Here is a 26,638-nt window from a genome sequence, read left to right on the forward strand (position 1 = left end):
CTCTTCTTCGGGAGGGTGGGGCCGTTGGCGTTCGCGGATCAGCGGATTGTGAGGTCCTTGACTGGGAGCTCGAGGGCGGTGATGGGGGCGCCGTCGGGAGACTGGCAGGCGATGAAGAGCAGCGAGTCGAGGGAACCGAGGTCACGATAGGCACGGGGGTCCCCAGGCACGACACAGTCAGACAGCGAGAGCATGTTCAGTTCGGCAGGAAGGGGGGCACGCGCTGTCAGCCACTCTGGCAAGTGCATGCCGCTGAGACGGAGGCCGTGGAGCCGAGGCATGGCGAAGACACGGTTCAGGCCACGTGGCGTGCATGTGTTGGCGGTCGACAGAAGAAGGTGGTTGACACCGGGGAGGTTTGTCAGAACGGTCAGTTCGCTGGTCCCGCTCAGCTCGTAGAGGCTCAACAAGGACGTCAACGGCCCAAGACGCAGACTGTCGAGATCGCCCGTGTCCCAGTAGTCGAGCCCCAGGGAGTAGAGGTTCCCCAAATTCTCCAAGGATGCGAGCCCGTGCAGTTTTCCTCGCCCGAAGACCGAGAGATGCTGCAGCTGTGGGTGAGCCGTCAGCACTGAAAGGTCTCCGGGGCCACAGAGGTTGTAGACCGCCAGATCCTTTAGGGGCGAGAGTTGCTCCACAGCAGCCAGTGCCGGCAGCGGGTAATGGATCGTCAGCACTGTGACGGACTCCAACCGAGTCGCCGCGCGCCACTGCTGTGAGTGCGTGAGACTCACGAGGCGTCCCTCCAGCGGCAGTCCGGCCAGTACCTGCTCGGCGTAAGCGTCCGCCTCGAAGTACGCCCAGGCCGCGATGATTGCGCTCATGACGTGGTCGCGCCGGTCCTCCGCATACCGCACCATCAACGCCAACGCCTCCTCCCCGCCGATCATCGCCAGGGTCCGCACCGTCTGGACTGCGGCCTTCTCCGCCAACTCGCCCAGCGAACGCGGCAGTCGCCGCAGCAAGCTCGTCCCCACAGCCGCCAGAGCTGGCGGGTCCGATTCTCGACGAGCCGGAAGCAGCGCCGCCACCGCCACGTCCAGCCGCCCTGCCAACCCATCCGAAACCGTCGGCAACGTCTCCTGACAAGAAGCCGCGAGCAATCGCAGCCCCCGCGCATACCGGGGCTCCGCCTCAGCCCGGTCGAGAATCCCGTCCAACAACTCCTGCCGCTGACGGGAGTTGGCATGCCCCGCAGCCATGATGATCGTCTCGCGCCACAGGTCCAGGTGGGCCCGCCCGACCAGGTTGCCGATCCGGTCCTCCTCCGTGGCCTCCTCCGCGGCCAGGTACTCCTGGAAGGTCCGGTGGACGAAGTCGAGGCGGCCCTCGACGGGGGAGCGGAGGATGCCCGAGCGGTCCCGCAGCTGCTCCAGGACCCCGTGGCCGTCCTGTACCTCCAGGTGCCGCATCGCCGTTAGCTTGGCGGCGACATGGACAGCAGCCTGGTCCAGGGCGATCTCGCTGCGGTTGTTGTCCGACAGGCGCCACGCCAGATCCCGCAGCACGACCAGCTTGTCGCCGAGGCTGAGCTTGCTGTCCTGCGCGCTCGGTACGTTCCGGTCGGCGTCGCGGTCGTGGACGAGGGTGTGCAGGGCGTTGCGGTACAACTCCATGCGGTCCCGGGGGAGTTGGCTGCCCCGATTCAGGTGCATCGCGCACAGCATCGCGGCCAGCAGCGGGGTGCCCGCCAGGGACTGGAGGTGGGCGCGGTCCTTGAGGCTGTTGAGCAGGGACTGTTCGTAGCGCGGCAACTCGTCGACGCCGCAGGGGAGTTCGTCGCCCAGTTCGCGGACGGCCTCGTGCCACTGCCGTACGAACGCGGCCAGGTCCGGGGGTGTCATCCGGTCCAGGTGGAGCGCGGTGAAGTCCTCCCGGCGCAGCCAGTCCGCTCCGGCGGCGGTCGGGCGCGAGGTCACGACCACGCGTATGCCGCCGTAGGCCCCAAGTAGCTTGCGCAGCCAGTCACGCACCAACCGCCGCTCCGAGCCGAGGAGTTCGTCCACTCCGTCGACCAGCAACAGGACCTTGTTGTCCCGGAGTTGGCGTTCCACCCAGCCCCTGGGCATGATGCCGGTGATGTTCCCGGCGACTCCGTCCAGCAGCTCCTCGGGCTTCTTGGGGAGCGAACGACCGCTGTACTCGCGGAGCTTGACGAAGACGGGTGTGAGGCCGTTCCAGTCGGCGAGTTCGGCGGTGAAGGCGCCCCGGGCCGCCGTGATGGCCAGCCAGCGCAGCAGCGTGGTCTTGCCGGAGCCCGCCTCGCCCCGCAGGAGCACCCTGGACGCCCCGCCGAGCGCCGACTCCACCCGCATCCCGGAACTCTCCGTCCCGGACTCCTCCCAGCCGCTCAGATCCGGCCTGAGCGGCAGCGCGCGGGCCGTGCGGCGGCGGGTGCCGTCGTCCCCGGTGGCGCGCAGGCTGACGTAGGCCACGGACAGCCGTACCTGCGCGGCCGCGCGGTCGGACGTACGGCGGAACAGCTCCACCTCGTCGAGGGTGTTGCTGACCAGCTCCATGTACCACCGGTGGAATTCCTGGTCCTGGTCGGTGCCGTCCGGGGCGAACAGGGAGCGGTCGGGGAGGCGTTCGAGGACGCGGGCGACCCGGTCGCTCAACGAGCTGGTGCGGGCCAGGAGTTCGGCCAGGGTCCGCTCCTCGAAGACCGGGAGGGTTCGCACGATGCTGACGTAGTACTCGCAGCACTCGCTGAAGAGGAGGTCGTAGAGGCGCGTCTCGGGTTCGTTCAGGCCTACCGGTGCGCTCACCGATGCCCTGATGCTGCGGATCAGTTCGGCCGGTTGCGCGTCGGCCGCCAGGACCGCCTCGTCGGACAGGTCGGCGTGCGCGAAGGTGTCGCACACGCCCTTGAGCGCCGCTTCCCGGCCGCTCTCGTCCAGGCCGCGGAACTCCTGGGCCAGGAACGGCTCGATGCGCGCGGCCACCGTGTCGGCCATCTCCTCGAACTGGCGCTGGACGCTGCGCTGTTGGCGCAGGCCCGACACCCGCAGCCGTACGAGATCGTCCATCGGCAGCCGGCGCTCCTGCTCCCGCCGCTTGCCGCCCAACCACGTCTGCGCCGCCGCCTTCACCACGGTCGTCCCCAGACGCAGTGCCGCCGCCTCCGCGCTCATCCCGTCCCCCTTGCCGGATTCAAGAGCGTTCATTGTGGCAGCGGGCTACGACAAAGGGGCCCTCTCCCGAAGGAAAGGGCCCCTCAACACAAGCGAGTTGGTTACCGCAGGCGCGCCATCAGCGCGTGCTCGACCAGCGTGATCAGCGCCGACTTGGCGTCCGCGCGGTGGCGGGCGTCCGTCGTGATGATCGGGGTGTCCGGGCCGATCTGCAGGGCCTCGCGGACCTCGTCCGGGTTGTACGGCTGCTGGCCGTCGAAGCCGTTGAGGGCGATGACGAAGGGGAGACCCGAGTTCTCGAAGTAGTCGACCGCGGGGAAGCAGTCGGCGAGACGACGGGTGTCCACGAGCACGATCGCGCCGATCGCGCCGCGCACCAGGTCGTCCCACATGAACCAGAAGCGGTCCTGGCCCGGCGTACCGAAGAGGTACAGGATCAGGTCCTGGTCCAGGGTGATACGGCCGAAGTCCATCGCGACCGTCGTGGTCGTCTTGTCTCCGGTGTGGGTGAGGTCGTCGATGCCCGCGGACGCGGACGTCATCACAGCCTCGGTACGCAGCGGGTTGATCTCCGAGACGGCCCCGACGAACGTGGTCTTGCCCACGCCGAAGCCACCCGCCACCACGATCTTCGCCGAGGTGGTGGAGCGGGAAGGCCCTCCGCTAGAGCTTGCGAAGTCCACTGAGCACCCTTTCGAGCAGTGTCACATCTGGCTGGCCGCCGGCGTTCTCGTCGCCGCCGGGTTGATGGATGGCGACCAGGCCCGCCTCCGCCAAGTCGGCGACGAGGATCCTGGCCACACCGAGAGGGATCGTCAGGAGGGCCGAGATCTCGGCCACCGACTTGATCTCCCGGCAGAGGTTGCAGATCCGCTGATGCTCGGGCAACTGGCCCTGCATCTGGTGCGGCTGCGCGGTGGTGTGCACCAGCGCCTCGATGGCGAGCTGGTAGCGGGGGCGGGTCCGGCCACCGGTCATGGCGTACGGACGCACCAAGGGGTTGCTCGACGACCCGGCGGGCGCCGCCTCGGGTGAGCGTCGATGCGGCTGCACGGGCTGGATGCGCGGCGCCGCCGGCTGGTCGTACGGCGACGGACCCGGACCCTGCGGGCCCTGGGGGTACTGCGGGCGGCGCGGGGACGGCGAGGAGGGGAAGTTGTACCGGTTCTGGGAACCGTCGCCCTGCCCCTGGCCGGGGCCGTACGACCAGTTGCCCGAAGACGAACCGCCTGGGGGTGTTGCCACTTTCTCCTCCTCCGACTGTGCCGGGCACCCATCAATGTGGAGCCGCGTCCCGAAACCTTATGGCCTCAGGACGCCAAAACGCACCGTCCGTCTGTTAGTTGAGAAGGCTCCCCTGGAGCTCTGCTCGAAGGTCCGGGGTCAGGACCGTACCTGCACGGTCCACCAGAAGGGCCATCTCGTACCCAATGAGGCCGATGTCCGCCTCGGGGTGCGCGAGAACCGCGAGCGAGGAACCATCGGATACGGACATGATGAAGAGGAATCCCCGCTCCATCTCCACAACCGTCTGGTTCACGCTGCCGCCCTCGAAGATGCGCGAGGCACCGGCGGTCAGTGAGGTAAGACCCGACGCTACGGCCGCCAACTGGTCGGCACGGTCACGCGGGAACCCTTCGGACATCGCCAGAAGGAGTCCGTCGGCGGAGACCACCACGGTGTGGGACACCCCCGGGGTGTTGTCCACGAAGTTGGTGATCAACCAGTTCAGGTTCTGCGCCGCCTGGCTCATCGGGCTCACACTAACGCTCCTGGTTGTAGGTGCTGTCAGAGCCGAAGCCCTGACCGTTCGTTTCACTGCCTTCGCTGCGTCCCCGCTGGACCCCGCGGCGCAGGTTGCTCAGCCTGCCCCGGATGTCCTCGGGAGCGCGGGAGACCTGGGGGCCGCCCTGGGGGGTGCTCTCGGCGGTGCCCTCGACCAGGTTGGCCTTGGGTACCCGCCGCGGCAGGCCGGAGGAGGTGACCCCGCCCGCCTTCGGCTTCTTCAGCGCCGACGCCTGCTGCCAGCGCTCGTCGTTCGCCGACCGCCAGTCCACGGCACCGGTGCCACCGTTCGCCGTACCGAAGACGTCGACCTTGCTCTCCGGCGCCGAGGGCGCGGGCTGCGAACCGTTCGAACCGTTCGCGGCCGCAGAACCGCGGCGCGGCAGTCCGGCGTCGGTCAGCGCGTGGACGGCGGAGGGGGCCGGGCCCGGACGCTCGAAGCCTACGTGGTCCCGCTCACTCACGTCAGCGGCCTGCGTGGACTCCGCTTCCGGAGCGTACTGGTCCGGGTACCCGTTGCGGTAACCGTCCTGCTGCGGCCAGTCGTCCTGGTAGGACGGCTCTTCGAAGCCCGCATACGTCTCCGACCCCGTGGGGTGCGGTGACGCGTGCTCCTCCCGCGCCGGCTCGGCGTAACCAGGTTCCGGGTAACCGCCGTTCGGCGGGAAGGAGTCGGCCTGCGGTGCCCCGCCGTTCGGCGGGAAGTACTGCTCGTCGTACGAGGGCTGGCGCGGCTCGTCGTACGACGTCTGCTGCTGCTCCTCGTACGCAGGCTGGCCGGTGAAGCCGGTCGGCTGGTCCTGGTAGCCCTGCTGGCCGTTGCCGTAGGGCTGCTGCGGGGCGTCGAACTCGTTGAACTCCGCGTACTCGCCCGCTTCGAGCTCCTGGCCCGGCTTCTGGGACTCCAGGGCCGCGCGGCGCTCCTCGCGCATCAGCGAGCGGCCCACCGGGTCCAGCTCGCGGATGTCGTCCGGCACCTCGGAGTAGCGGGTGTCGTCGAAGCCCAGCTCGGCGGCCGTGCGCAGCGGGGCGTGGTTGAAGTCCTCGCCCTGGAACTGCTGCTGCGGCTGCTCCGGCATGATCTGCGAGACGGTGAACTCGTCGCGCTGGAGCTGCGATTCGCCACCGCCACCGTGCGTGATCGCGTCCGGCAGCATGACCAGCGAGGTCGTGCCGGCCTGCTCGCCGGAGGGGCGGAGCTGGACGCGGATGCCGTGCCGGTCGGAGAGTCGGCCGACCACGAACAGGCCCATGCGCTGGGAGATCGCGACGTCGACGGTCGGCGGGTTGGCCAGCTTGTGGTTGATGTCCGCGAAGTCCTCGGCGGTGAGGCCGATGCCCTTGTCGTGGATCTCGATCATGACCCGGCCGTCGGGGAGACGGGTGGCCGTCACGCGAACCTTGGTCTGCGGGGAGGAGAACGTCGTCGCGTTCTCCAGCAGCTCGGCGAGCAGGTGCACGAGGTCGGTCACGGCGCGGCCGTGGATCTCGGCCTCCGGGACGCCCGACAGCTCGATGCGCTCGTACTGCTCCACCTCGGAGGAGGCGGCGCGCAGCACGTCGACCAGCGGGACCGGCTGGTCCCAGCGGCGGCCGGGCTCCTCGCCGGCGAGGACCAGGAGGTTCTCGCCGTTGCGGCGCATACGGGTCGCGAGGTGGTCCAGGCGGAAGAGGTTCTCCAGCTGGTCCGGGTCGGCCTCGTTGTTCTCCAGGTCGGTGATGAGGGTCAGCTGGCCCTCGATCAGCGACTGGTTGCGGCGCGACAGGTTGGTGAAGATCGCGTTGATGTTGCCCCGCAGGAGCGCCTGCTCGGCGGCCAGTCGTACGGCCTCGCGGTGGACCTGGTCGAAGGCCCTGGCGACTTCGCCGATCTCGTCGGTCGTGGTGATCGGGATCGGCGAGATCCTGGTGTCCACCCGGCCGGGGTCGGTGCGCGAGAGCTGGTCGACCAGCATCGGCAGGCGCTGCTCGGCGATGCCGAAGGCCGCGTTGCGCAGCTGGCGCATCGCGCGGCTCATCTGCCGGGCGACGGCACCGGCCAGGATGAAGGCGAGGAGCAGGGCGACGACGACGGCGGCACCGGTGATGATGGCGTCGCGCTTGGCGTTGTCGGCGATGTCCGACGCCTCGCTCACCGCGGTGTCGGCCTTGTCCTCCTCGATCTTGCGGTATGCCTCGTACTTGAGGGTCGTGCCCGCCCACCAGTTCTGCGCGGTGATGCCCTTCTCCGCGAGAGCCGCGCGCGCCGAGGCGTCCGTGGTCTGCAACTGGGACATCGCCGTGATCATGTCGATCGGGTTCGCCGGCGGCGGCACATACGTCTCGTTGGCGGCCTTCGCCTGCGCGGCGGCCTGCTTGACCATGGCCGCGCCGTCGGTCTTGACCTTCGCCATGGCCGTGTTCAGCTTCGCGATGTCCGCGTCGGTACCACCGGCCTGGTACTCCTGGATGGCGATGCCCTCCAGGTACGCGTACGAGGTGATGGCGGTGCGCTGGGTGGCCAGGCTGCCCTGGCCGGGGCCCGGCTTCACCAACAGGTGCATGCCGATGGAACGCTCCAGGGAGAGCGCGCCCTTGGCGAGTGCGATGGCGTAGACCGAGCGGCCGTAGCTGGTGATGTTGCCGGTGCCGAGGCCCAGTTCGTTCGAGAACTCCAGGAGCGGGTGCTCCAGGTTGACGTACGCCTCTTCGGTCTGCACGCCCGTGTACTTGGTGGTGTACGCGGCGGCCCGGATGGACGTCAGCTGCGGTTCGACCTTGCGGAAGCGGCTGAGCCGGCGTTCCAGGCCCGACTGGTCCGGCATGTTCTGCGCGGCCTTGTCGAAGGTGTCCGCGGCGTCGTCCGTGGCCTTGCGGGCGGCGACGACCGTCGGGTCCTTCACGCCCTTGCCCAGCAGCAGCGGTGCGGCGGTCGTGTCACGCTCGTTGGTGATCGCGTTGCTGTAGGTCAGGGCCGCCTGCACCAGGCGGGCGGTCTTCTCCGCGTCCTCGGCGTTCTGCCAGGTGTCGATCGAGCTCTTCACCTGGAAGCCGCCCATGACGAGGCCGACCACCACGGGTATGAGCAGAATCGCGTTCAGCCTGGTCGGCACCCGCCAGTTGCGGGGGGAGAAACGGCCGCCGCTCGGAGCGGGTGGCGCCGTGGGCTCCGAGCCTGGCACAGGGGCGGGCGCCGCTCCGCGCGGCGGCGGGGTGAAGTTGCCCCGTGCCGACGGCTCGGGACCGTTCTTGCTTCGCCTCACTCGACCAACAACCTTCCGGCGGTCGGCACCTATCGTCGTGCCGCAGTGTCTCAAGCCCGTCAACGACCTCTGCCTATCAGTACGTCGTTGACTATTGGGCAGTTCAGGCATTCCAGCACGTCAGCATGCGCGATTCCAAACAGTCGGAACCGCGGATTCCGAGTGATGTAAGCCCCAGATAAAACGGTCATAAAGAGCGAGCCCCGCCAAAAGACGGGGCTTTGTTAGCGCAGTGGCACCGGATGACCGCGACGCGTTGCGGTACCACCCGATTCCTCTGCCGAAACGTTATGAACACCGGGGCCGACCGTGTCAAAGGCCACAGCCGGCTCCGGGGCGTCTACGACAACTGCCGTATGGCGCTGCCGACTTGAGAACTGCATGCAGAGGCCCGCCGAGAGCTACCGCAGCCGGGCCATCAGCGCGTGCTCGACCAGCGTGATCAGCGCACTCTTCGCGTCCGAGCGGTGCCGGGCGTCCGTCGTGATGATCGGTGCGTCCGGACCGATCTGCAGAGCCTCGCGCACCTCCTCCGGGTTGTACGGCTGGTGCCCGTCGAAGCCGTTGAGGGCGATGACGAAGGGCAGCCCGCTGTTCTCGAAGTAGTCGACCGCGGGGAAGCAGTCCGCGAGACGACGGGTGTCGACCAGGACGACGGCGCCGATCGCGCCGCGCACCAGGTCGTCCCACATGAACCAGAAGCGGTCCTGGCCCGGCGTACCGAAGAGGTACAGGATCAGGTCCTGGTCCAGGGTGATGCGTCCGAAGTCCATGGCCACCGTGGTGGTGGTCTTGTCCCCGGTGTGGGTGAGGTCGTCGATGCCCGCGGACGCGGACGTCATGACGGCCTCCGTGCGCAGCGGGTTGATCTCCGAGACGGCACCCACGAACGTGGTCTTGCCGACGCCGAAGCCACCCGCCACCACGATCTTCGCGGAGGTGGTCGCCCGCCCTCCGTCAGAGCTTGCGAAGTCCACTGAGCACCCTTTCGAGCAGCGTCACGTCCGGTGCGCCGCCGTTGTTCTCGTCGCCGCCCGGCTGGTGGATGGCCACCAGTCCGGCCTCGGCGAGGTCCGCGACGAGGATCCTGGCCACACCGAGGGGCATGGCGAGGAGTGCCGACACCTCCGCGACCGACTTGACCTCGCGGCACAGGTGGCAGATGCGCTGGTGCTCAGGGAGCAGTCCCATCAGCGCTGCCGGGTCGGCCGTGGTGCTGATCAGCGCCTCGATGGCGAGCTGGTAGCGCGGCCGGGTCCGGCCGCCGGTCATCGCATAAGGACGTACCAGCGGCTGGTCGCCCTCGTCCCCGTACGGCTCGGCGTACGGATCATGAGAGGCGGTGGGCGGGGTCATGAATCCTCCGGGCGGGACAGCAAGTCGGTCGGGCTAGCCGTCTGACAGGGCCGGTGGGGGGATTGTGGCGGCCGGACGGTGATTTGGTGAGACGGGTGGTGCCGGGGCCGGTCAGTGAAGCAGACTGCCCTGGAGTTCGGCGCGCAGGTCCGGTGTGAGGACCGCCCCCGCACGGTCGACGAGCAGTGCCATCTCGTAGCCGACGAGGCCGATGTCGCACTCGGGGTGCGCGAGCACGGCCAGGGACGAGCCGTCCGAGACGGACATGAGGAAGAGGAATCCCCGTTCCATCTCCACGACCGTCTGTGCCACGTCGCCGCCCTCGAAGATCCGGGATGCCCCGGCCGTCAGCGAGGTGAGCCCGGAGGCCACGGCCGCGAGCTGGTCGGCGCGGTCGCGTGGGAACCCTTCCGACATGGCCAGAAGGAGTCCGTCGGCAGACACGACGACGGTGTGGGACACACCCGGGGTGTTGTCCACGAAGTTGGTTATCAACCAGTTGAGGTTCTGTGCCGCCTGGCTCATCTGGCTCAACTAACGCTCCTGCTGGTGAGTGGGGCTGGGGAAGCTGCCGGTCTGGCCGGTACCCGTACCGGCCTGTCGACCCTGTGCGATGCCCCGACGGAGATTGGTCAGCCGGCCGCGTACGTCATCAGGCGCACGGGAGACCTGCGGACCGGTTTGGTGCTGTTGCTGCTGAGCCGTGCCCGGGACGAGGTTCGCCCTGGGCACCCGGCGCGGCAGGCCGGAGGTGGTGACGCCGCCCGCGGCCGGTTGCCGTACACGCTCTGCCTGCCGAACGAGGTCGTCGTTCGGCGAGCTGCGCCACGTACCGCCCGTGGGACGTTGAGGGGGTGTCGCCGGAGCCGACGGTGCCTGCGGCTGCGGGGCGGGGGCGGAGCCGTTGGTCTGGCTCTGCTGCTCCGCCTGCTGGCCGTGGAACCAGTTGGTCTCCAGCGTGTCGTACAGCGGCGTCCTGCCGTCACCGGGACCCGTGGCAGGCGGCAACGCCTCGGGCTCCTGGCGGGTGGGACGCTGCGGGGCGGGCGGCCGCCCGGTGCCGAGGTCGGCGCCGTTGCGGTTCCCGTTGACCTGCGGCCGCTCGAACTGCCCGGTGTTCGCGGGGTTCTGACGGTTCGGCAGATTGTGCTGACCGGTGGAGCCGTTGTCAAAGCCGGGTGTCGCGAACTGACCCGTGGAGCTGGGGTCGTACGCCTGCGGGACGGCGAACTGTCCCGTGTTGGCCGGGTTCGACGGATTGTTGGCCGGGCTGTTCGGTGCGCCGAAGACGTCCGAGCGGACGAACTGGCCGCCGTTCTGCGGGGAGTTGGCGCCGGGGCGGGGGGTGTCGAACTCCGGCCGCGGGAATGAGCCGGTGTCCGCCGGTCCGCCCGTTTCCGGACGCGGGAACTGCCCGCTGCCCTGCGACCCGTTCGTACCGGGACGCGCGAACTGCCCTGTGTCCTGGGGGCCGTTGCCACCCTGCCGGGGGAACTGGCCGGTGTTCTGCGACCCGTTGGCACCGGGACGCGGGAACTGGCCCGTGTTCTGCTGCCCGTTGGGGCGCGGGAACTGGCCGCTGTCCTGGGCGTCGAGGCGGGGTATCGCCGGCATCTCCGTCGTGGCCGCGGGGCCCTGGCGGTCGTCGATGCGCGGCATCCGGGAGGTCTGCTCCGCGTCCCGCTCGTCGTGACCGCGCGGGGCGTCGAGGTTGCCGCGGCCCAGCGGGGGCTGTGCGTTCTCGTCGCTCCAGCTGGGGCGCTGGCCGTTGTTGCCGCCGGGCAGCTCGGCCCGCGCACCACCGCGTGGCGGGAGCTGCGGCTGACGCCCGCGACGCCGGCCACCACCGCGGGGCGGCTCGGGCTCGTCGTTGCTCGTGCGCTGCGGCGGCACCGGGTTGCTCTGGTTGCTCTGCGGCGGGGGTCCGCCGAAGGCGTCCTGGCGACCGTCGCCGAAGCCCTGCGGGGTGCCCGTACCGGCGGCCTGCATGCCCTGCGGGGCGCCGGGAGCCTGACCGAAGAGACCGGCACCGGACCCAGCGGCCGGACGACCCTGCGGCGCCGAGGGACCCTGAGGCCCACGCGCACCGCCCGGACCACCGGGACCGCCGGGTCCACCCGGACGTCCACCGCCCGTACCCGGCAGCGCGGCCCGCGGGCCCTGACCGGCACCGACCTGGCCGCGCGGAGCGGCCCCGGCACCGAGAAGTCCACCATTGCCGGCGGGCGCACCCGCGCCGAGCGCGGAGCCTGCCTGGCCGTTGCCCCGGCGGGCCGCACCGGCGCCGGCCGCGGCGGCAGCCGCCGCGGAGCCGACGGCGGCCTGACCGGGCTTGCCCGGAGCGGGCTTCTTGCCGCCCTGGGCGACGTCGACGGGGAGCATGACCAGCGCGGTCGTGCCACCGGAGTCGGAGGGACGCAGCTGGATGCGGATGCCGTGGCGCTGCGAGAGGCGGCCGACCACGAACAGACCCATGCGGCGGGAGACCGAGACGTCCACGGTGGGCGGCGAGGCGAGCCGCTCGTTGATCGCCGCGAGGTCCTCGGGGGAGAGGCCGATACCGGTGTCGTGGATCTCGATCAGGACGCGGCCGTCGGGCAGCGCGTGACCGGTGACCTTGACCTTGGTCTGCGGCGAGGAGAAGGAGGTCGCGTTCTCCAGCAGCTCGGCGAGGAGGTGCACGAGGTCGTTGACCACACGGCCGGCCACTTCGGTGGTCGGCACGGAGGAGAGCTCGATGCGCTCGTACTGCTCCACCTCGGAGGCGGCGGCGCGGAGCACGTCGACCAGCGGGACCGGGCGGGTCCAGCGGCGGCCCGGCTCTTCACCGGCGAGGACCAGGAGGTTCTCACCGTTACGGCGCATGCGGGTCGCGAGGTGGTCGAGCTTGAAGAGCGAGGACAGCTGGTCCGGGTCGGCCTCGCGGGACTCCAGCTCGGAGATGAGCGAGAGCTGACGCTGGATGAGGCCCTGGGAGCGGCGCGAGAGGTTGGTGAACATCGCGTTGACGTTGCCCCGCAGGAGGGCCTGCTCGGCGGCGAGGCGGACGGCCTCGCGGTGCACGTCGTCGAAGGCCGCGGCCACCTGGCCGATCTCGTCCCGGGAGTGCACACCGACCGACTCCACGGACGTGTCGACGTCCTGCGGGTCGGACTCGGAGAGCTGCTTGACCAGCTCGGGCAGCCGGTCCTGGGCGACCTTGTTGGCGGTCTCCTGCAGGCGGCGCAGCGAGCGGATCATGGACCGGGCGATGACGAAGGCGCCGACGAGGGAGACGCCGAGCACGAGCAGGATCAGCGCACCGGAGATGATCGCCTCGCGCTCGGAGGCGGAGCGCAGCTCGCGGGCCTTCTGCTCCATGTCCTCAAGGAGCGTGTGCTCGATCTTCTTCATCTGCTCGATCTTGGTCGAGCTGTCGTCCACCCAGTCCTTGTAGGACCGCTTGTCCAGCGAGGCCAGGCCGTTGGCGTTGTCGAGGACGCGCTGGGCGTAGGTGTCGGCCGACTCGATGGTCGGGTTGCCGTCCTCGATGGGCGCGATGAGTTCCTCGGCGCCCTGGTTGCCGTAGATGTTGCGGAAGATGCTCAGTTCCGACTTCTCGCTCTCCAGAGCGGAGTCGGCGTAGAGCCGGTCGTTGGCGGAGAGATCGCCCTGCGTCGTGTTGTTGTTCGGCAGGGCCGCCGCGATCACGGCGCGCTGCACGGACGAGAACTCCTTGGCGGCGGAGAAGGCCGCCAGGGCGCGGGTGCGCTGGATCATCTCCGGGTTGCTGGTCGCCTCGGCCATGTCCTGCGAGAGGTCCAGCAGCTGGCTGATCAGCCGGTGGTAGGCGTCGACCGTCTGCGTCGAGTTGCCCTTCGACTGGTACGCCGACTTGCGGATCTTGTCGAGGTTGTCCAGCTCGGTCGCGAGACCGACCAGGCTCTCCCGGACGCCCTGGAGCTGGCCGGTCTTGCTGGCGCTGTCCACCTCTTCCGAGGCGTTGATGAAGTTGTCGCGGGCGCGGTCGGTCTTCTCCTCGTAGCCCTTGACCTCGTAGTCGGTGGCCTTGCCACCGTGCGAGAGGGGACCGGCCGACTGGTCGCGCTCCTCCTGGAGCGCGGTGGCCAGCTCGGTGGCCTGCTTGGTCATGTCCGTCAGCAGCTTCATGTTGTCGAGCTGCTGGATGTCGGTCATGGAGTCGCTGATGCGCAGGGCGCCCAGCGAGGTGGCCGCGACCACCGGGAGCGCGAGCAGCGAGACCAGGCGCGTGGAGATGCGCCAGTTACGCAGAGCGACGCGCGATCCGGGTCCTGGCGCGCCCGACGGCGGCTTCACCGGGGGCGCGGGGGTCGGGGCTGCGGACACACCGGGGCGCCCGGGGCCTCCACCGTCGCCTGACGGCGCCGGGCCCGGGTTCTGGGCGTGCTGGGGCGAGGAGCTGCCGGTCTTGGGGCCAGCCCCGCCATGCGGCTCCGGCTCCGCCGAAGCACTGCCATCCCTCTTGAAACGTCCCTGCACTAGCGTCGCAACCTCTGGACCAGGCGCCCCTCCGCGCGAACGGAAGGACGGTGTCGGCGTCTTAGGGAGCGCCCTGAACGCGCCCCCCAGTGGTGTGGTCGTGAGTGACCGGCGCTCCCCCTTCCGCCGCCCTCGGCGCTGCGTTGCGCCCTCTGCGCGCCGGGCTGATTCTGCGGCGGTCCGTGGAATTCCAGCACAGTGCCGGATCTCCAACAAGGCCCGTAGGCCAGGCTGTGACCTGTGTGACACCGCGTGAGGGGTGCGTCACGAGACGTAGAAAGCTATTCACCGCAAAGGGTGCATATCCCCACGACCCCTGGGGGCATGTCATGTGCCCAAGTCGCCATGATCAGGAGCGGAATGACAGCTTCAAGGGGGCAATGTCCGTTTCGTTGAGGTGAGTTGAGGGTCCGAATTGGACGCTTTGACCATACGGCCGTGAGCAAACTCACACGCAGATCAGGGGCTCTTTGCGCCTTCGGCCGGGAATTGGATGTTTAGCCTGACGCTTTACATGAGGGCACATACTGCCAACCGCCCACCCACGGACGACGAGGGTCAAGCACAACGATGAAGACCACGATGATGTTCCGCAACATCGCCAACCCGCGACGCACGACGCTGGCGCACCTCACGGACGCCGAGCCGCTGCAGACGCCGGAGCTGCAGGAACACTCCCTCGACCTGCCGGCCCAGACCGCCAACCCGCGCCGCACCATCCTCATGGAGATCCCGGTCACCGCCGCCGCGGAGTAATCGCGCGAGCAGGGCTCCCGCACCGCGTTAGCCTGGAGCGTCAGACTCCAGCCAGCTCAGTGAGGGGCGCCAGGATCCCGTGCGCATCGCCAGATTCTCCATCGACGGGAACGTCGCCTTCGGCGCGGTCGAGGGCGACAGGCCGGACGAGCTCGTCCTCGACATCATCAAGGGCATCCCGTTCGCGGACTTCGAACTCTCCGGTACGAGGGTCCCGCTCAGCAAGGTCAGGCTCCTGCCGCCGGTCCTCCCGAACAAGGTCGTCGCCTACGGCCGCAACTACGCCGAGCACGCCCGGGAACTGGGCAACGACGTACCGGACGTCCCCTTCGCCTTCTTCAAGCCGTCCACCTCGGTGATCGGCCCCGGCGACGACATCCAGTACCCCTCCTTCACCGAGGACCTCCACCACGAGGCCGAACTGGCCGTCGTCATCGGCCGGATGTGCCGCGAGGTCCCGCGCGAGCGCGTCAAGGACGTCATCCTCGGTTACACCTGCGCCAACGACATCACCGCGCGTGACGTCCAGAAGCGCGAGAAGCAGTGGGCCCGGGCCAAGGGCTTCGACACCTCCTGCCCGCTCGGCCCCTGGGTGGAGACGGACCTCGACCCGAGCGACCTCACCATCCAGCTCACGGTCAACGGACAACAGCGCCAGCTCGGCCGCACCAGCGAGATGATCCACTCGATCGAGGATCTGATCGTCAACATCACCGAGGCCATGACGCTGCTCCCCGGCGACGTGATCCTCACGGGCACCCCGGCAGGCGTCGGACCGCTCACCGTCGGCGACGAGGTCGCCGTCTCCATCGAAGGCATCGGCACTCTCACCAACAAGGTTGTCAAGCGTGGCTAGCGCATCCGGCTCCCCCGTCCGCGTCCGTTTCTGTCCCTCGCCGACCGGTAACCCGCACGTGGGCCTGGTCCGCACCGCCCTGTTCAACTGGGCGTTCGCCAAGCACCACCAGGGCACCCTGGTCTTCCGCATCGAGGACACCGACGCGGCCCGCGACTCCGAGGAGTCGTACAACCAGCTGCTCGACTCGCTGCGCTGGCTGGGCTTCGACTGGGACGAGGGCCCCGAGGTCGGCGGCCCGCACGCGCCGTACCGCCAGTCGCAGCGGATGGACATCTACAAGGACATCGCGCGGAAGCTCCAGGACGCCGGCCGCGCCTACCACTGCTACTGCTCCACGGAGGAGCTGGACGCCCGCCGCGACGCCGCCCGCGCCGCCGGCAAGCCGTCCGGCTACGACGGCCACTGCCGCGACCTGAGCGCCGAGCAGGTCGACGCCTACAAGGCCGAGGGCCGTACGCCGATCGTCCGGTTCCGGATGCCCGACGAGACGATCACCTTCACGGACCTGGTCCGCGGCGAGCTGACGTTCACCGCGGAGAACGTGCCGGACTACGGCATCGTCCGGGCCAACGGCGCCCCGCTGTACACGCTGGTCAACCCGGTCGACGACGCCCTGATGGAGATCACCCACGTCCTGCGCGGCGAGGACCTGCTCTCCTCCACCCCGCGCCAGATCGCCCTCTACAAGGCGCTGATCGACCTGGGTATCGCCAAGGAGATCCCCTCCTTCGGGCACCTGCCGTACGTGATGGGCGAGGGCAACAAGAAGCTCTCCAAGCGCGACCCGGAGTCCTCGCTCAACCTCTACAGGGAGCGCGGTTTCCTGCCCGAGGGACTGCTCAACTACCTTTCCCTGCTGGGCTGGTCGCTCGCGGCGGACCGGGACGTCTTCTCGATGGACGAGATGGTGGCGGCCTTCGAGATCTCCGACGTGAACCCCAACCCGGCGCGCTTCGACCTGAAGAAGTGCGAGGCGATCAACGCCGACCACATCCGCCTGCTCGACGTGAAGGACTTCACCGAGCGCTGCGCCCCGTGGCTGCGGGCCCCGTTCGCCCCCTGGGCGCCCGAGGACTTCGACGAGGCCAAGTGGCAGGCGGTCGCGCCGCACGCGCAGACCCGCGTGAAGGTCCTCTCGGAGATCACGGACAACGTCGACTTCCTGTTCCTGGCCGAGCCGGTCGAGGACGAGGCGTCCTGGACGAAGGCCATGAAGGAGGGCTCGGACGCTCTTCTCCGCACGGCCCGCGAGAAGTTGGAGTCCGCGGACTGGTCCTCGCCCGAGTCCCTCAAGGAGGCCGTCCTGGCCGCCGGAGAGACCCACGGCCTCAAGCTCGGCAAGGCGCAGGCCCCGGTCCGCGTCGCCGTCACCGGCCGCACGATCGGCCTGCCGCTCTTCGAGTCCCTGGAGATCCTCGGCAAGGAGAAGACCCTCGCCCGGATCGACGCGGCCCTCGCCAAGCTGGCCGCGTAAGGCACGCACGCGTGAAGGGGCGGCAGCCGCAACGGCCTGCCGTCCCTTCGGCGTTGTCAGTGCGGGGCGTTAGGGTTCCGGATCATTGAAGATCGTTCAGGAGAGGCGCCTTTCATGCCGATGACCGCTCGTGACTACACCTGGCTGTTCACGCCGGGCAGCGAGTTCAGGGAGGACGAGACCGGCACGGTCGGCGTGATCCACCTCGTCGACGGCGGCCAACTCTGGCTCCCCACCGGCCAGGTGGTCGCCTGCGACCCCTTCGTCGGCCTCGGCCAGGGCGAGGCCGAACCCTTCACGGTCGCCGTGCCCCCCGGCCACTACCGGGTCGAAGCGGCCGTCGCCACCCTCACCCAGCCCGACCAACTCCCGTCCGACGACCCCCACTTGCGCGTGGCCGCCGCCCGCCTGGTCATACGGGACGAGCCCACCGCCGCCTGGGAACTCGCCCTCCAGCCCGGCCAGGACCTCGCCGAACTCACCGAGGACGAGTTCTACGGCTACGGAGTCGACGCCGGTACGGGCGCGTTCTACGACGCGTCGGTCGACGGCTCCTTCCCGGAGTGCGTGGCGGACGAGGGCCCGCTGTGGGACGCCTTCGAGCAGAACAAGTGGGCCCCGGGACCCCACCTGATCACCGCCCCCGACACCGGGCACAATCTGATCGCCTTCACCTCCGGCTGGGGCGACGGCGCCTACCCCACCTGGATCGGCCGTACGGCGGCCGGTGAAGTCACCTGCTTCGTCACGGACTTCTTCGTCGTCCCCGAGTGACGGCGGGCCGGGGGCAGACGCGCCCCCGGGGCCCGGGTTACCGTCGGGTCATGACCATTCGGGCCGTTGTCTGGGACGTCGACGACACCTTGTTCGACTACACGGGTGCGGACCGCGCGGCCATGCGCGAGCACCTGCTGGCCGAGGAACTGGCCGACGGGCACGCGGACCTGGCGGAGGCCCTGGAGCGCTGGCGGGTGGCCACCGAGTTCCACTGGGCGCGCTTCTCGGCCGGCGAGGTCTCCTTCGAGGGGCAGCGGCTGGACCGCGTCCGGCTGTTCCTGGAACGGGAGTTGACCGACGCCGAGGCCGAGGACTGGTACCAGCGCTACAAGGCCCACTACGAGACAGCCTGGGCCCTCTTCCCGGACGTCCTGCCCGTCCTCGACGCCCTCGCGGCCACCCACCGGCACGCCGTCCTGTCCAACTCAAGCCTCACCGTCCAGGACCGCAAACTGCGCGCCCTCGGTGTCCACGACCGTTTCGAGGCCGTCCTGTGCGCGGCCGAGCTGGGCGTCTCCAAACCCGAGGCCGGCGCCTTCCTCGCGGCCTGCGAGGCGCTGGAACTGCCGCCGCACGAGGTGGCGTATGTCGGAGATCACCCCGAGATCGACTGGCGCGGTGCCGCGGACGCCGGACTGCTGTCCGTGTGGATCGACCGCCGCGGTGGGCACGCTCCTGGTGAGGCCCTCGTGGGGCGGCACCGGATCGCCTCGCTCGCCGAACTCCCCGCGCTCCTCGGCGCTGATACCCGTTTTGGAGCCCCGTCCACCTTCGGGTAATGTTCTTCCTGCGCCGCCGGAGAACAGACCGAAAGGTCGGCTACCTGGGGGCGAACGCTAGAACAAGATCCCGACAGGGGTTGAGTCTTAGTGGCCTATGGTGTAATTGGCAGCACGACGGTTTCTGGTTCCGTTAGTCTAGGTTCGAGTCCTGGTAGGCCAGCTCGCAGAGCTCATCTGCAACCGCAGAGGTCAACTCTGCAAAGCCCCCGTTGTGTAGCGGCCTAGCACGCTGCCCTCTCACGGCAGTAGCGCCGGTTCGAATCCGGTCGGGGGTACAGATCCTTCCCAGGAAGGTGGTCCGGGTCGCACCCGCCACCTCTCATGCAGGATCGCTAGGGCCCCCGTTGTGTAGCGGCCTAGCACGCTGCCCTCTCACGGCAGTAGCGCCGGTTCGAATCCGGTCGGGGGTACGCTTTACCTTGCATCGCCTTGGTCTATGGTGTAATTGGCAACACTACGGTTTCTGGTACCGTCATTCTAGGTTCGAGTCCTGGTAGACCAGCTTTGATCTGCGGAAACGCACGATCTGGGCCCCCGTTGTGTAGCGGCCTAGCACGCTGCCCTCTCACGGCAGTAGCGCCGGTTCGAATCCGGTCGGGGGTACGTACAGGAAAGACCCTCCACTTCGGTGGGGGGTCTTTCGCGTTGTCCGCCCGGTGCGTCAACTCGGCGTGGTTCACCAGGAGTTGGGGGACCGGACATGACGAAGGGCCTGCCGCGGCGTTGAGGCAGGCCCTCCTTGAGATGTTCCTGGCGGATCAGCCGGTGCGGCGCAGGGCCTCGGAGAGGCGGGCGGCGGCATCGATGACCGCCTGGGCGTGCATACGGCCCGGGTGGCGCGTCAGGCGCTCGATGGGGCCGGAGACGGACACGGCGGCCACCACGCGGTTCGAGGGGCCGCGCACCGGCGCGGAGACGGACGCGACGCCCGGCTCCCGCTCGCCGATCGACTGGGCCCAGCCCCGGCGCCGTACGCCCGAGAGGGCCGTGGCAGTGAAGCGGGCGCCCTGGAGGCCGCGGTGCAGGCGCTCCGGCTCCTCCCAGGCCATCAGGATCTGCGCGGACGAACCGGCTTTCATCGTGAGCGTCGAGCCGACCGGGACCGTGTCCCGAAGTCCGGACAGACGTTCCGCCGCGGCGACGCAGATGCGCATGTCGCCCTGGCGGCGGTAGAGCTGCGCGCTCTCGCCCGTGATGTCCCGCAGATGCGTGAGCACCGGGCCCGCCGTGGCGAGCAGGCGGTCCTCGCCGGCGGCCGCGGCCAGCTCGGCGAGACGGGGGCCGAGAATGAAGCGGCCCTGCATGTCGCGCGCCACCATGCGGTGGTGTTCCAAGGCCACGGCCAGCCGGTGTGCCGTGGGTCGTGCCAGCCCGGTCGCCGCGACCAGACCCGCGAGGGTGGCCGGACCGGACTCCAGGGCGCCCAGGACAAGGGCTGCCTTGTCCAGGACGCCGACGCCGCTACTGTTGTCCATGAAACGATACTCGCGTCTCACTCTGTGAAACGCAAGTTCCTTTTTTCGTGAGACGCGCAACTCTTGTAGGCACAGCGGCCCGCGTACCAAACGGGCCAGGCGGCGGCTGCCCGTGAACCAGGGGTGCGAGCGCCGTCTCCTCAAAAATCTCTAGTTGGGCCGGCGCTGTCTTGCCGGCCGGAGGGAAAGCGATGGGTAGGACACTCGCGGAGAAGGTCTGGGACGACCATGTCGTCCGGCGCGCCGAGGGCGAGCCCGACCTCCTCTTCATCGATCTGCACCTGCTGCACGAGGTGACCAGCCCGCAGGCCTTCGACGGTCTCCGCCAGGCCGGGCGTCCCGTGCGGCGCCTCGACCTCACCATCGCCACCGAGGATCACAACACCCCGACCCTCGACATCGACAAGCCCATCGCGGACCCGGTCTCCCGGGCCCAGCTGGAGACGCTGCGCAAGAACTGCGCGGACTTCGGCGTCCGCCTGCACTCCCTGGGCGACGTCGAGCAGGGCGTCGTACACGTCGTAGGACCGCAGCTGGGGCTGACCCAGCCCGGTACCACGGTCGTGTGCGGTGACTCCCACACCTCCACGCACGGCGCCTTCGGGGCGCTGGCGTTCGGCATCGGCACCTCCCAGGTGGAGCACGTGCTGGCCACCCAGACGCTGCCGCTGGCCCGCCCGAAGACCATGGCCATCACGGTCGACGGCGAACTGCCCGACGGCGTCACCGCCAAGGACCTGATCCTCGCCATCATCGCGAAGATCGGCACCGGCGGCGGCCAGGGCTACATCCTCGAATATCGCGGCTCCGCCATCGAGAAGCTCTCGATGGAGGCCCGCATGACCATCTGCAACATGTCGATCGAGGCCGGCGCCCGCGCAGGCATGATCGCCCCCGACGAGACCACCTTCGAGTACATCAAGGGCCGCGCCCACGCCCCCGAGGGTGAGGACTGGGACGCCGCCGTCGCGTACTGGAAGACGCTGAAGACCGACGACGACGCCGAATTCGACGCCGAGGTCGTCATCGACGGCCCCTCGCTGGCGCCGTTCGTCACCTGGGGCACCAACCCCGGTCAGGGCGCGCCGCTTTCGGCGTCCGTCCCCGACCCGGCTTCGTACGAAGACGCTTCGGAGCGCTTCGCCGCCGAAAAGGCCCTGGAATACATGGGGTTGGAGGCCGGCCAGCCGCTGCGCGACATCAAGGTGGACACCGTCTTCGTAGGTTCGTGCACCAACGGCCGTATCGAGGACCTGCGTGCGGCCGCCGCGATCGTCGAGGGACGCAAAGTGGCCGACGGTGTACGGATGCTGGTCGTCCCGGGCTCCGCGCGGGTCGGTCTGCAGGCCGTCTCCGAGGGCCTGGACGTCGTGTTCAAGGAGGCCGGCGCCGAATGGCGGCACGCGGGCTGCTCGATGTGTCTGGGCATGAACCCGGACCAGTTGGCGCCCGGTGAGCGCTCCGCGTCCACCTCCAACCGCAACTTCGAGGGCAGGCAGGGCAAGGGCGGCCGTACGCACCTCGTCTCGCCGCAGGTCGCCGCCGCGACCGCCGTGCTGGGCCACCTGGCCTCGCCCGCCGACCTGTCCGACGCCCCTGTGCCCGCTGGAGTCTGAGAGTCATGGAAGCATTCACCACGCACACCGGCCGGGCCGTCCCGCTGCGCCGCAGCAACGTGGACACCGACCAGATCATCCCCGCCCACTGGCTCAAGAAGGTGACCAGGGACGGCTTCGAGGACGGGCTCTTCGAGGCCTGGCGCAAGGACGAGAACTTCATCCTCAACCGCCCCGAGCGCAAGGGCGCGACGGTCCTGGTGGCCGGCCCCGACTTCGGCACCGGCTCCTCGCGCGAGCACGCCGTGTGGGCGCTGCAGAACTACGGCTTCAAGGCCGTCATCTCCTCCCGGTTCGCCGACATCTTCCGCGGCAACTCGCTGAAGAACGGCCTGCTCACGGTGGTTCTGGAGCAGAAGATCGTGGACGCGCTGCAGGACCTCACCGAGAAGGACCCGCAGGCCGAGGTCACGGTCGACCTGGAGGCCCGCGAGGTGCGCGCCGAAGGCATCACCGCCGCCTTCGAACTCGACGAGAACGCCCGCTGGCGGCTGCTGAACGGCCTGGACGACATCTCCATCACCCTCCAGAACGAGGGCGACATCGTCACGTACGAGGCCAAGCGCCCCTCGTACAAGCCGAGGACGGTCCAGGTCTGACCCGAAGGACCTCACGAGGCCTTCCCCGAGTCGAGATTCGGCCACGCGACACCCCGTCTGTACCCCCGATCGCCACGATTGGGGGTACAGCCATGTCTGCACCCGAACGGCCCTGCGCGCCTGCAACGCTTTGCTCAACTCCCTGTGTTAGACAGGGTGTTGACGGGGTAGGCGCAGCTTTGAGCCAAGGCTGCCGCCGGGCTCCGGAACGCTGTCTGAGGCACCAGTTGCTACCCCCGCAGGCGACAACTCGCCCCAGATGGCACAATCTGTGCATGGAACACGACGGCCAACTCAAGCTCTATGCGGCAGTCGCGGACCAACTCAAGGAAGCGCACACAAGGGTGCGCGCACTGCAAGTCCCGGAGGGCGTACGGATGGCGCTGGCCCGGAAGCTGCTGGTCATTACGGCCGCGGCCAAGCACGATCTCGCCGACGCGACAAGGCGGCTGGACCGGTTCACAGAGGACCTCGACGCGGGTCGATTCCCGGAAGAGGAACGCTGAAACAAGTCCAGGACAGCCGAGTTCGTTGCGGCGCACGGGTGATTAGCCCGTTTCGTGTTTGATTTGCGGTATATATCTGCCTAACGTGCGAAAAAGCCGGAGCAGTTTCGTTCCGGCAATGTCTCCGAAGGGGAAGACGTGAACAAGGCGCAGCTCGTAGAAGCGATTGCGGACAAGGTCGGTGGCCGTCAGCAGGCCGCCGAGGCGGTCGACGCGGTTCTGGACGCAGTCGTCCGTGCCGTCGTCAATGGGGACCGTGTTTCGGTCACCGGCTTCGGTTCGTTCGAGAAGGTCGACCGTCCGGCCCGTTACGCCCGCAACCCCCAGACGGGCGAGCGGGTTCGGGTCAAGAAGACCTCCGTGCCGCGCTTCCGCGCGGGCCAGGGTTTCAAGGACCTGGTGAGCGGCTCGAAGAAGCTCCCGCGCGGCGGCGAGGTCGCCGTCAAGAAGGCGCCCAAGGGCAGCCTGAGCGGCACCGCTTCGGCGACGGTCAAGAAGGCCGCGGCCAAGAAGACCACCGCCAAGAGGGCGACGGCGGCCGCGAAGAAGACCGTGGCGAAGAAGACGGTCGCCAAGAAGACCACGGCCACCGCGAAGAAGGCCACGGCCAAGAAGGCCACCGCCAAGAAGACCACGGCGACGGCCAAGAAGACGGCGGCCAAGAAGGCCACCGGCACCGCCAAGAAGGCGACGGCCAAGAAGGCCCCCGCCAAGAAGTCGGCGACGCGCAAGACCACCGCCAAGAAGGCCACCACCCGCTAGTCACGGGGCGCAGGGCACTCACGCGCCGGGCCGGACTCCCTCTGGGAGTCCGGCCCGCGGCGTGTTCAGGGGCGTACGGAAGGGGCGCGTACGGAAAGGGCGTTCAGAAGGTCTGCAGCGTCACCAGCGTGACCCTGAGGCCGTCCTCGGGCCGCCCCTCGGTCTCGATCCGCACCCGCTGTCCCGGCCGCAGCAGCCGCAGCCCGCCCGCGTCGAACGCGGCGGCGTCGAAGGACACCGGGGTGCCGTCGTCGAGCAGCACACTTCCGGTACGGGTCCCGGCGTCGTAGGTGTAAGCGGTCGCCTGCATGGGCGCAGCCTACTGCCGGTCACTGTCCCGGAATCAGCAGCCCCGCCGCCGCTGCCGCCGTGCGCGGCCCCACCCCGAGTGCCAGCGCCGCCCGCAGGTCCTCGCCGGTGTCCACGTCCTGTCGTACGGAATCCACCGCGTCCAGGGCGAGTTCCTTCGCCCCCGAGGCGCGATGGCGGGCGCGGGAATCCGTGCCGAAAGCCGGGCGCAATTCGCGGCCCTCTCGCGCGGTGAGCAACGTGGTGCCGATTGCGGCCGCGTCCGGGAGAAAAGCGCGCGGGAATTCGGCGGCCGCGTCCAGGACCCGGGCCAATTCCGCGGGGCGCAGAGCCGGCAGATCGGCGTTCAGGGCCGCGACGGCGCTTTCGGGGCGGGAAACCCGCACGACCGCCGCCGCGTGCCGCAGAGCGGCGTTCAGGCCGCCTCCCGGTTCGTCGGCGACGATACGGGCGCCCAGCGCGGCCAGTTCGCGGCCGGCCAGGGCGTCGTCCGTGACGACCGCCACATCACCGACCGCCGGGCAGGCCAGCGCGGCCGCCACGGTGTCCTGCGCGAAGGCGAGGGCCAGGCCCGGGCGCAGCCCGTCGCCCGCGGTGTCCGAGAGCCTGCTCTTGGCGCGCGCCAGAGGCTTAAGGGGGATGACCAAGGTCCACTGCACGGGCGTTCCGCCCCTCTCTTGTCGCGGCCATTGTCACCCGGCGCCCCTGGCGGTGTCGGTGGCGGGGCGTACGGTGTTCTCGACAGACCGACGGCCTGGGGCGACACTTGTGCGGCCCCCCGGGTCCAAGAGGAAGGTGTTCGCGTGCCCCGCCGCAGAATCGGGTTCTGGTACCGCTTCGCAGCGGTCCTCTGCAAACCTCCGCTGGTGGTTCTGATCAAGCGGGACTGGGGCGGAATGGAGCACATTCCGGCCGAGGGCGGGTTTATCACCGCGGTGAACCACAATTCACAAGTGGACCCCTTCGCATACGGACACTTTCAGTACAACACCGGACGTGTTCCGCGATTCCTGGCGAAGAGCAGTCTTTTCGGGAAGGGATTCGTCGGCGCCGCGATGCGCGGCACCGGACAGATCCCCGTCTACCGCGAGACCACGGACGCGTTGAGTGCCTTCCGCGCCGCGATCGAAGCCGTGGAGCGCGGTGAGTGCGTCGCGTTCTATCCCGAGGGCACCATCACCCGGGACCCCGGCCAATGGCCCATGGCCGCCAAGACCGGTGCCGCGCGGGTGGCCCTGCAGACCCAGTGCCCGGTGATTCCCGTAGCGCAGTGGGGCGCCAACGAATTGCTCCCGCCGTACGCCAAGAAGTTGCACGTCTTTCCGCGCAAGACCAGCCATGTGCTCGCGGGCCCGCCGGTGGACCTCACGCGGTTCTACGGCAAGGAGATGAGCCCGGACCTCCTCAAGGAGGCGACCGAGGTCATCATGGCCGACATCACCCGCCTGTTGGAGCAGATCCGCGGCGCGAAGGCACCCGAGGTGCCCTACGACCCGCGCCGCGAGCGGATCGAGCAGCGGCGCCGGACGGCCGCGGAGACACAGGAGTTGGAGGCTCAGGCCCAGGCGGCACTTGAGCCGAAGGTCGAGCAGGAAGAGGGGCAGGGCACGTGAGCAAGCCGGTCAAGGCGGCTGTCTTCAGCGCCGGTTCGTGGGGCACGGCTTTCGGCATGGTGCTCGCCGACGCGGGGTGCGAGGTCACGCTCTGGGCGCGACGCGCGGAGGTCGCCGAGGCCATCAACTCCACGCGTACGAACCCCGATTACTTCCCCGGCGTGGAACTCCCGGAGAACCTGCGGGCCACCACCGACGCCGCCGAGGCCGCCGCCGGCGCCGACTTCACCGTCCTGTCGGTCCCTTCGCAGACGCTGCGCGCCAACTTGGCCGACTGGGCACCCCTGTTGGCGCCCGACACGGTCCTCGTCTCGCTCATGAAGGGCGTCGAGCTCGGCTCCGTCATGCGGATGAGTGAAGTCATCGAGGACGTCGCCAAGGTCGGCCGGGACCGGATCGCCGTGGTCTCCGGGCCCAACCTCGCGCGCGAGATCGCCTCCCGGATGCCGGCCGCCGCGGTGGTCGCCTGCACCGACGAGGCCGTCGCCCGCCGGCTCCAAACCGCTTGCCACACGCCGTACTTCAGGCCGTACACCATCACCGACGTCGTGGGCTGCGAGCTCGGCGGGGCGGTGAAGAACGTGATCGGGCTCGCCGTCGGCATCGCGGACGGCATGGGGCTCGGGGACAACGCGAAGGGCTCGCTCATCACCCGCGGTCTCGTCGAGACGACCCGGCTCGGGCTCGCGATGGGCGCGGACCCGCTGACGTTCTCCGGACTCGCGGGCCTCGGTGACCTCGTGGCGACCTGCTCCTCGCCGCTGTCGCGCAATCACACCTTCGGCACCAACCTCGGCAAGGGCATGACCCTCCAGGAGACCATCGCGGTCACCAAGCAGACCGCCGAGGGCGTCAAGTCCTGTGAGTCCGTGCTGGACTTGGCCCGGCGGCACGATGTCGACATGCCGATCACGGAGACGGTGTTCGAGATCGTGCACGAGGGGAAGTCGCCGGTGGTCGCGGTGAAGGAGCTGATGTCGCGCAGCGCCAAGCCGGAACGCCGATGAGCGCTCCGCTGGGTGGGGGGTGCCTTGTGCCGTCGGGTGACTGCTGCGCCGTCGTGGCTTGTCGCGCAGTTCCCCGCGCCCCTTAC

General features: G+C 69.3%; 23 protein-coding genes and 5 tRNA genes. 16 read left to right on the forward strand and 12 right to left on the reverse strand.

What is annotated here, in order from left to right:
- Window positions 1-38 precede the first annotated feature (38 nt).
- The 9 genes from ACGFY9_RS30145 to ACGFY9_RS30185 form a co-directional block, all read right to left on the reverse strand.
- Window positions 39-3,167 (reverse strand): NACHT domain-containing protein, encoded by a 3,129-nt coding sequence (locus tag ACGFY9_RS30145; protein WP_393759352.1) that lies wholly within the window; start codon window positions 3,165-3,167, stop codon window positions 39-41.
- 68 nt (window positions 3,168-3,235) lie between these two features.
- Window positions 3,236-3,817: an ATP/GTP-binding protein gene (locus tag ACGFY9_RS30150; protein ID WP_009314218.1), complete on the reverse strand. Its 582-nt coding sequence runs from the start codon at window positions 3,815-3,817 to the stop codon at window positions 3,236-3,238.
- Window positions 3,798-4,379 (reverse strand): DUF742 domain-containing protein, encoded by a 582-nt coding sequence (locus ACGFY9_RS30155; protein ID WP_393759354.1) that lies wholly within the window; start codon window positions 4,377-4,379, stop codon window positions 3,798-3,800. The genes ACGFY9_RS30150 and ACGFY9_RS30155 overlap by 20 nt, the downstream gene beginning before the upstream one ends.
- A 94-nt stretch (window positions 4,380-4,473) precedes the next feature.
- On the reverse strand, window positions 4,474-4,887 hold the full coding sequence (locus ACGFY9_RS30160; RefSeq protein ID WP_005479603.1) for a roadblock/LC7 domain-containing protein: 414 nt from the start codon (window positions 4,885-4,887) through the stop codon (window positions 4,474-4,476).
- Between the two features lie 10 nt (window positions 4,888-4,897).
- Window positions 4,898-8,161, reverse strand: coding sequence for a nitrate- and nitrite sensing domain-containing protein (locus ACGFY9_RS30165; RefSeq protein WP_393759356.1), 3,264 nt, complete (start codon window positions 8,159-8,161; stop codon window positions 4,898-4,900).
- A 401-nt stretch (window positions 8,162-8,562) separates the two neighbouring features.
- Window positions 8,563-9,138 (reverse strand): ATP/GTP-binding protein, encoded by a 576-nt coding sequence (locus ACGFY9_RS30170; RefSeq protein ID WP_006375318.1) that lies wholly within the window; start codon window positions 9,136-9,138, stop codon window positions 8,563-8,565.
- Window positions 9,119-9,517 (reverse strand): DUF742 domain-containing protein, encoded by a 399-nt coding sequence (locus tag ACGFY9_RS30175; protein ID WP_019058642.1) that lies wholly within the window; start codon window positions 9,515-9,517, stop codon window positions 9,119-9,121. Before ACGFY9_RS30175 ends, ACGFY9_RS30170 begins: the two co-directional genes overlap by 20 nt.
- A gap of 111 nt (window positions 9,518-9,628) precedes the next feature.
- Window positions 9,629-10,042 (reverse strand): roadblock/LC7 domain-containing protein, encoded by a 414-nt coding sequence (locus tag ACGFY9_RS30180; RefSeq protein ID WP_005479910.1) that lies wholly within the window; start codon window positions 10,040-10,042, stop codon window positions 9,629-9,631.
- A 9-nt stretch (window positions 10,043-10,051) separates the two neighbouring features.
- Window positions 10,052-14,017 carry a nitrate- and nitrite sensing domain-containing protein gene (locus tag ACGFY9_RS30185; RefSeq protein ID WP_393759358.1) on the reverse strand — a complete coding sequence of 1,322 codons (3,966 nt, stop codon included), beginning with the start codon at window positions 14,015-14,017 and terminating at the stop codon, window positions 10,052-10,054.
- A gap of 570 nt (window positions 14,018-14,587) precedes the next feature.
- Between ACGFY9_RS30185 and ACGFY9_RS30190 the strand changes: the two genes are divergently transcribed.
- The 10 genes from ACGFY9_RS30190 to ACGFY9_RS30235 all read left to right on the forward strand — a co-directional run bounded on the left by ACGFY9_RS30190 (window position 14,588) and on the right by ACGFY9_RS30235 (window position 19,268).
- Complete coding sequence (locus ACGFY9_RS30190; protein WP_019058645.1) at window positions 14,588-14,773, forward strand: hypothetical protein; 186 nt, start codon at window positions 14,588-14,590, stop codon at window positions 14,771-14,773.
- A 79-nt stretch (window positions 14,774-14,852) separates the two neighbouring features.
- Window positions 14,853-15,629 (forward strand): fumarylacetoacetate hydrolase family protein, encoded by a 777-nt coding sequence (locus ACGFY9_RS30195; protein WP_393759360.1) that lies wholly within the window; start codon window positions 14,853-14,855, stop codon window positions 15,627-15,629.
- Window positions 15,622-17,106 carry a glutamate--tRNA ligase gene (gltX, locus tag ACGFY9_RS30200; RefSeq protein ID WP_393759362.1) on the forward strand — a complete coding sequence of 495 codons (1,485 nt, stop codon included), beginning with the start codon at window positions 15,622-15,624 and terminating at the stop codon, window positions 17,104-17,106. The genes ACGFY9_RS30195 and gltX overlap by 8 nt, the downstream gene beginning before the upstream one ends.
- A 114-nt stretch (window positions 17,107-17,220) precedes the next feature.
- Window positions 17,221-17,880: a DUF4241 domain-containing protein gene (locus tag ACGFY9_RS30205; protein WP_393759364.1), complete on the forward strand. Its 660-nt coding sequence runs from the start codon at window positions 17,221-17,223 to the stop codon at window positions 17,878-17,880.
- Window positions 17,881-17,930: 50 nt separating this feature from the next.
- Entirely contained in the window at window positions 17,931-18,662 is a 732-nt protein-coding gene (locus tag ACGFY9_RS30210) for an HAD family hydrolase (protein ID WP_393759366.1), read from the forward strand.
- Window positions 18,663-18,753: 91 nt separating this feature from the next.
- Window positions 18,754-18,825: transfer RNA gene (locus tag ACGFY9_RS30215), tRNA-Gln, on the forward strand.
- 42 nt (window positions 18,826-18,867) lie between these two features.
- Window positions 18,868-18,940: transfer RNA gene (locus tag ACGFY9_RS30220), tRNA-Glu, on the forward strand.
- A 62-nt stretch (window positions 18,941-19,002) separates the two neighbouring features.
- Window positions 19,003-19,075, forward strand: a tRNA-Glu gene (locus ACGFY9_RS30225).
- 20 nt (window positions 19,076-19,095) lie between these two features.
- Window positions 19,096-19,167 (forward strand) — tRNA-Gln (locus ACGFY9_RS30230).
- Between the two features lie 28 nt (window positions 19,168-19,195).
- Window positions 19,196-19,268: transfer RNA gene (locus tag ACGFY9_RS30235), tRNA-Glu, on the forward strand.
- Between the two features lie 155 nt (window positions 19,269-19,423).
- Here the strand turns inward: ACGFY9_RS30235 and ndgR are convergent.
- Window positions 19,424-20,140, reverse strand: coding sequence for an IclR family transcriptional regulator NdgR (gene ndgR, locus ACGFY9_RS30240; RefSeq protein ID WP_019068721.1), 717 nt, complete (start codon window positions 20,138-20,140; stop codon window positions 19,424-19,426).
- A gap of 191 nt (window positions 20,141-20,331) precedes the next feature.
- Here ndgR and leuC point away from each other — a divergent pair, with 191 nt between their 5' ends.
- The 4 genes from leuC (at window position 20,332) to ACGFY9_RS30260 (ending at window position 23,623) form a co-directional block, all read left to right on the forward strand.
- Window positions 20,332-21,756, forward strand: a complete 1,425-nt coding sequence (gene leuC, locus ACGFY9_RS30245; RefSeq protein ID WP_393759368.1) for a 3-isopropylmalate dehydratase large subunit — start codon at window positions 20,332-20,334, stop codon at window positions 21,754-21,756.
- Between the two features lie 5 nt (window positions 21,757-21,761).
- On the forward strand, window positions 21,762-22,355 hold the full coding sequence (leuD, locus tag ACGFY9_RS30250) for a 3-isopropylmalate dehydratase small subunit (protein ID WP_393759370.1): 594 nt from the start codon (window positions 21,762-21,764) through the stop codon (window positions 22,353-22,355).
- A 275-nt stretch (window positions 22,356-22,630) separates the two neighbouring features.
- Entirely contained in the window at window positions 22,631-22,861 is a 231-nt protein-coding gene (locus ACGFY9_RS30255) for a hypothetical protein (RefSeq protein ID WP_033282690.1), read from the forward strand.
- Between the two features lie 138 nt (window positions 22,862-22,999).
- Window positions 23,000-23,623 (forward strand): HU family DNA-binding protein, encoded by a 624-nt coding sequence (locus ACGFY9_RS30260; RefSeq protein ID WP_318019046.1) that lies wholly within the window; start codon window positions 23,000-23,002, stop codon window positions 23,621-23,623.
- A 103-nt stretch (window positions 23,624-23,726) separates the two neighbouring features.
- Here the strand turns inward: ACGFY9_RS30260 and ACGFY9_RS30265 are convergent, their stop codons facing one another.
- Both ACGFY9_RS30265 and cofC read right to left on the reverse strand, forming a co-directional pair.
- On the reverse strand, window positions 23,727-23,933 hold the full coding sequence (locus tag ACGFY9_RS30265; protein ID WP_393759372.1) for a hypothetical protein: 207 nt from the start codon (window positions 23,931-23,933) through the stop codon (window positions 23,727-23,729).
- A 19-nt stretch (window positions 23,934-23,952) separates the two neighbouring features.
- Window positions 23,953-24,591: a 2-phospho-L-lactate guanylyltransferase gene (gene cofC / locus ACGFY9_RS30270; protein ID WP_393759374.1), complete on the reverse strand. Its 639-nt coding sequence runs from the start codon at window positions 24,589-24,591 to the stop codon at window positions 23,953-23,955.
- A gap of 144 nt (window positions 24,592-24,735) precedes the next feature.
- On the opposite strand from cofC, the gene ACGFY9_RS30275 reads away from it, so the two are divergent.
- Window positions 24,736-25,545, forward strand: coding sequence for a lysophospholipid acyltransferase family protein (locus tag ACGFY9_RS30275; protein WP_393759376.1), 810 nt, complete (start codon window positions 24,736-24,738; stop codon window positions 25,543-25,545).
- Window positions 25,542-26,552 (forward strand): NAD(P)H-dependent glycerol-3-phosphate dehydrogenase, encoded by a 1,011-nt coding sequence (locus ACGFY9_RS30280; protein WP_393759378.1) that lies wholly within the window; start codon window positions 25,542-25,544, stop codon window positions 26,550-26,552. Before ACGFY9_RS30275 ends, ACGFY9_RS30280 begins: the two co-directional genes overlap by 4 nt.
- Window positions 26,553-26,638 lie beyond the last annotated feature (86 nt).

Origin of the sequence: Streptomyces sp. NPDC048504, assembly GCF_043200035.1 — a bacterium.
In the GTDB taxonomy this organism is placed as follows: domain Bacteria; phylum Actinomycetota; class Actinomycetes; order Streptomycetales; family Streptomycetaceae; genus Streptomyces.